The organism is Aliterella sp. E5.1 (genome assembly GCF_057473825.1).
Genome location: NZ_JBYCCV010000230.1, coordinates 1 through 2789, shown reverse-complemented (window position 1 = coordinate 2789; position 2789 = coordinate 1). Strand labels below are relative to the sequence as shown.

Annotated in this window: 6 protein-coding genes and 1 pseudogene; 4 read left to right on the top strand and 3 right to left on the bottom strand. The window is 42.6% G+C overall.

The features are described from left to right. Positions 1-214 precede the first annotated feature (214 nt). From AC2VE5_RS25520 to AC2VE5_RS25510, 3 genes are all read left to right on the top strand, one after another. Entirely contained in the window at positions 215-625 is a 411-nt protein-coding gene (locus AC2VE5_RS25520) for a zinc-finger-containing protein (protein ID WP_486890385.1), read from the top strand. 9 nt (positions 626-634) lie between these two features. Next, positions 635-856, top strand: a complete 222-nt coding sequence (locus AC2VE5_RS25515) for a hypothetical protein (RefSeq protein ID WP_486890384.1) — start codon at positions 635-637, stop codon at positions 854-856. A 309-nt stretch (positions 857-1165) separates the two neighbouring features. Continuing rightward, positions 1166-1378, top strand: a complete 213-nt coding sequence (locus AC2VE5_RS25510) for an alpha-ketoglutarate-dependent dioxygenase AlkB (protein WP_486890383.1) — start codon at positions 1166-1168, stop codon at positions 1376-1378. Here the strand turns inward: AC2VE5_RS25510 and AC2VE5_RS25505 are convergent. The 3 genes and pseudogenes from AC2VE5_RS25505 to AC2VE5_RS25495 form a co-directional block, all read right to left on the bottom strand. Further along, a pseudogene (locus AC2VE5_RS25505) lies at positions 1371-1454 on the bottom strand (IS1 family transposase); the annotation flags it as partial. The gene AC2VE5_RS25510 and the pseudogene AC2VE5_RS25505 sit on opposite strands and share 8 nt — an antisense overlap. A gap of 137 nt (positions 1455-1591) precedes the next feature. Beyond that, positions 1592-1972, bottom strand: coding sequence for a helix-turn-helix domain-containing protein (locus AC2VE5_RS25500; RefSeq protein ID WP_486890382.1), 381 nt, complete (start codon positions 1970-1972; stop codon positions 1592-1594). 292 nt (positions 1973-2264) lie between these two features. Next, positions 2265-2564, bottom strand: a complete 300-nt coding sequence (locus AC2VE5_RS25495; RefSeq protein ID WP_486890381.1) for a hypothetical protein — start codon at positions 2562-2564, stop codon at positions 2265-2267. A gap of 56 nt (positions 2565-2620) precedes the next feature. On the opposite strand from AC2VE5_RS25495, the gene AC2VE5_RS25490 reads away from it, so the two are divergent. Further along, positions 2621-2789: transposase (locus tag AC2VE5_RS25490; RefSeq protein ID WP_486887409.1), on the top strand; the 169-nt coding region annotated here is incomplete at its 3' end.

Below are 2789 nucleotides of genomic sequence, written 5' to 3'. Positions count from 1 at the left end.
GGCAGCAAGGGATGAAGTTTCTGCCATTGAGCATCATTTAGGTCACCACGATGTAGCGGCATAGAAAGTTACTCCCGTTAGTTTTCAGATATTAGAATCTTCATATTCTCACTTTCTTCCCACTATATCTAATGTCCCTTTTGAGTTTGCAGATACGCCCTAGAGCCATAACGGAGGAATTAGCGGTACTAGAGCAGTTAGAGAGGGCAAGCCGATGAAACCTCAACGGTGTCCCTTTTGTGGCGGTCGCGTTTCGTTAATTGATAGCGCCAAAATTTACGGTTGCCACTACGGATTCATCTACTTGTGCAATTCTTACCCCAAGTGCGATGCGAGAGTGAGTTGTCACCCTGGAACCATCATTGCGCTGGGAACTCTCGCCGATAAAGAATTACGGCGGTGGAGGAGTTTGGTTCATCGCAAGTTCGACCCACTGTGGCAGCGCGGTGTTTTATCTAGCCGTCAAGCTGCCTACAAGTGGTTGTCGAAAGCAATGAAGTTGCCTTTGGAAAAAACTCATGTGGCTATGTTCGACATCGGGCAGTGTCAAAAGGCAATCGCGCTTGTTGAAGGTTTTACAAGAAATCGGCGGAACGTCAAAACGAAAATAATAACTCATTGCTGAGGCAAAAAGATGAAGTACAAAGAGATCGCAATTAATCCCCGTAATGGATTTGATTTAGTTGCTGTTTGGCAAAAAGATGGAACCAAGTGGTACTTATTACAGTTAGCGCGTCCCCAGGGTGCAATCTTATTGTGCCAAGAAAATCCAGAAACGCGGCTAGTTTTTCCAACGTCAATTAACCCAAATCACTTAAACAAACAGAGCCGCCGTAAAAATAGTTTAAAGCAGTAAGCAGGTTCTAACTAGCTATCAGTTATAGTTTTTAGATAGAAGAGCTGCTTGGAAAAAGAGCATTTTGCTTGAAAAAAAAAATTAATACACAAATCTAAAAAATACGAATACATAGCTTGATTTATTTAATAATTAATGCTATTATTTAATAATAGTTGCAGGCTAATAATATGCCAGCGAATAAAGGATTTTTTCTACTCAAATCAAAGCTTACTAAAGCTATACAACAAGAGGTTTTAGCAGCAGCTAGAGCAGTTGTGAAACAAGCGCCGCTCTTTAGACCAACTATGGCAAACGGTCAATTGTTCGATGACTAGCTGTGGTAATTTAGGATGGGTTGCGGATAGGCACGGATATCGCTATCAGCAACCTCATCCACACACATTTAAACTATTTCCAGCGATACTCCAGGTAATTAGAAACCTTGCAGTAGAAATAGCCGAAGGGACAGGAAACGCTTATTTTCAACCTCAATCTTGCTTGCTTAATTTCTATAGTAAAGGGGAGGGTAGTCCTAAATAAGTAAGGATAAATTGTAGTAATGCACGAAATACCAGATGGCTCCGATGCGGTTATCTAGCTTTTTTGAGAAAGACAAAAAGTCACCATGACTTGCACTATGTCATAAAGTTTTTTTTAAAGCTGTCTTTTACTTACTGCTGTGCCTCAATGCTAACTGGACGCGGCACTTTCAGTTTCGACTTGAGTTTGTAGCGCACGATTCCGTGTACTGTGCTATGCGCCGCTTGAACATTGTACTGCTGCGCCAACCCATTCTTGAATTTCATAGTAGCTGCGGAATCCTTGGCGCTCTCTCAGCCGCACTCGCAGCCCTTCTAATACATCAGGAGGTAGTTTTGACGGTTTGCCAGGAGAAGTTTTGAGTTGTAACAACCTAGAGATCCCTTGGTTTTGATAAGTACAAAACCAGCGATAAACGGTTGATTCATTACACCAAAGCTCGGCTGCTAGTTCTCGCCGTGTCTGTGCTTGACTTGTTTTGCGTATGTACAGCGCCCGCACTCGGTCTCGAAGACGAGCCGAGCTTTGGTTGCTTAAGAGCGCTTTGAGTTCCTCTGCACTTTCGGCAATCTCAACATCAAACACACTTGTCATGCCTACAGCTCTATCATTTTACTATGGACATATTAGTGCATTCATATTCAGAAATGGTATTAGTCCTGTCATTGGCATACTACAAACCTCGTCTCTAGGTAAATTTGTACTATCTTGCCCCTCATGACACGCTCACTAGCTTTACCCCAAAAAAGGTTATTAGCGCTCTCAATGTGCCGATTAGAGCGGACGGCTGCTACCTATTTCTCGATAATCGCGGCGCTTTTTTCGCGCAGCAATCGACCAAAATCCAGCATGGCTGCTCTTTGGGATAAATAAAATGATTAATTTGTTACCTGAGTTTTTGCTCTTCCAGCTCTTCATACTCTCCGGCAATAGTACGTTTAGTGGCAAAGCCGCTTAAAATTATTTCCCGAATCAGCGATACTTCTTCATCCAAGCTCTGCGCGTGATCTTCATATTTTGATGCTGCTTTCTGTAAATTGTAATTTTTCATTCGCTCTGCCATTTGACGCGAGAACGTTACCTTTTCCTCCATAGCTCGAACAGCCGACCACAAAGCGTTCTCTATATTTTGAGTTTGCTCTGATAGAAAAATACCAGCAGTAAAAGAATGCCCTATAGAACCCATTTGACATCTTTCCCTGGAAGGAAGTAACGTTAAGGCAAAAACATAATGCAGATGCCATGCCGTACCAGAGCAGCCTCACCGACGAAGAGTGGAAAATAATAGAACCTTTACTACCTAAGATCCTACCGCCGAAGAAGCAAACAAGACCTTCTAACTGGAGCAAGCGCGAAATCTTGGATGGCATCTTTTATCAACTGAAAAATGGTTGTAACTGGCAAGACTTGC